The sequence below is a fragment of the Cupriavidus sp. 05N40 genome (genome assembly GCF_056397305.1).
The window spans coordinates 1-1,431 of the sequence record NZ_JBFTND010000434.1; the positions used below are offsets into that span (position 1 = coordinate 1).

General features: G+C 65.1%; 3 protein-coding genes. All 3 read left to right on the forward strand.

All coding sequences use genetic code 11. The annotated features are described in order from the left end of the window. A partial coding sequence (locus AC1DO7_RS41280) for a citrate/2-methylcitrate synthase (RefSeq protein ID WP_477117575.1) occupies positions 1-333 on the forward strand: 333 nt, incomplete at its 5' end. A gap of 211 nt (positions 334-544) precedes the next feature. Continuing rightward, complete coding sequence (locus AC1DO7_RS41285) at positions 545-1,081, forward strand: hypothetical protein (RefSeq protein ID WP_441624286.1); 537 nt, start codon at positions 545-547, stop codon at positions 1,079-1,081. An 87-nt stretch (positions 1,082-1,168) separates the two neighbouring features. Continuing rightward, the coding region (locus AC1DO7_RS41290) for an MmgE/PrpD family protein (protein WP_477117576.1) at positions 1,169-1,431 on the forward strand (263 nt) is incomplete at its 3' end.

The following is a 1,431-nucleotide window of genomic DNA, read 5'->3' on the forward strand; positions in this document are numbered from 1 at the left end:
GAAGTGGCGCGCAAGCTATCCAGCGACGAAGTGGCGCGCAAGCTATCCAGCGACGCCGGCTCGATGAAGATGTTCGACATTGCCGATCGCATTGAAGCCACCATGCAGGATGGCAAGAAGATGTTCGCCAACCTGGACTGGTTCAGCGCGGTGAGCTACCACATGATGGGCGTGCCCACCGCCATGTTCACCCCGCTGTTCGTGATCTCGCGCACCTCGGGCTGGGCCGCGCACATCATCGAGCAGCGCATCGACAACAAGATCATCCGCCCGAGCGCGAACTACACCGGGCCGGAGAACCTGAAGTTCGTGCCGATCGGCAAGCGCAAATGAGCAGATGAGCAAATGAGCAAGGGGCGCCGGGCGCCGCGGCCTGCAGTGCGCCGCAAGCCGCGTAGCGCGGCTGCCCGGGCCGAATTGTGTAACCAATGGCCGGGGTGCTTCGCCCCGACTTTCAAATCGTAGAGAATAGCGGCGGATATGTGACTGCCGGGCTTCCCGCCAGGCACCCGCCTTTTACCCCACACCAGAAGGAACCCACAGAATGAAGCATCTCGTCCTCGCCGCCTGCATCGGCGCATTTTCGCTGACCTCCGCCGGTGTTGCGATGGCCCAGGAACCGGCCACGAAGGCCGCTCCCGCCAAGAAGGCCCCGGCCAAGCACAGCACCAAGAAGACTGCCGCCGCACCGGAAGCCGCGGCCGCCCCGAATGGCGAAAAGTGGCAGTGCGAGCTGGGCCACGCCATCTATATCAGCGGCAACATGCTGCGCGACGAAGTCATCGTCCTGAACTGGGAAGGCCGCGAATACCGCCTGCCGCGCCTGTCCACCGTGACCGGCGCCGACCGTTACTACGACGCCCGCTCCGGCATGGACCTGGTCGTGATCCCGAGCAAGGCCATGCTGTTCAACAAGAACGCCGGCCAGCGCCTGGCCGACGAATGCCAGACCGCCGACATGCAGTCCGGCGGCTCGGCTCCGACCCAGGCAGGCGCGCTGCGCGCACCGGTCGCCACGCCGCTGCTGGTCGCCCCCGCGGCACCCGCAGCCGCCGCCGGCCAGGCCCCGGCGAAGCAATAAGCAGCCAGCCACGTAGCAAGCAGGCTCCGCAAGCATCACAAAGCAATAAAAAAGGCACCAGGAAGCACAAATACCGAGGGGGACCTCATGTCTGCACACATTCCGAACGTCCGGCCCGAACCTGACCAGGTACTGGTCGATATCGTCGAGTACGTGACCAGACACCCGATCAGGAGCGCGCTGGCCTATGACACGGCCCGCAACTGCCTGATCGACACCCTTGGCTGCGGCCTGGAAGCCTTGTCCTACCCCGCCTGCACCAAGCTGATGGGCCCCATCGTGCCCGGCACGGTGGTCCCCAACGGCGCCAAGATTCCCGGCACCCAATTCCAGCTCGACCCGGTCCAGGC

Coding starts and splice junctions, on each gene's coding strand:
- AC1DO7_RS41285 (WP_441624286.1), top strand. CDS start 545: ATGAAGCATCTCGTCCTCGCCGCCTGCATCGGCGCATTTTCGCTGACC.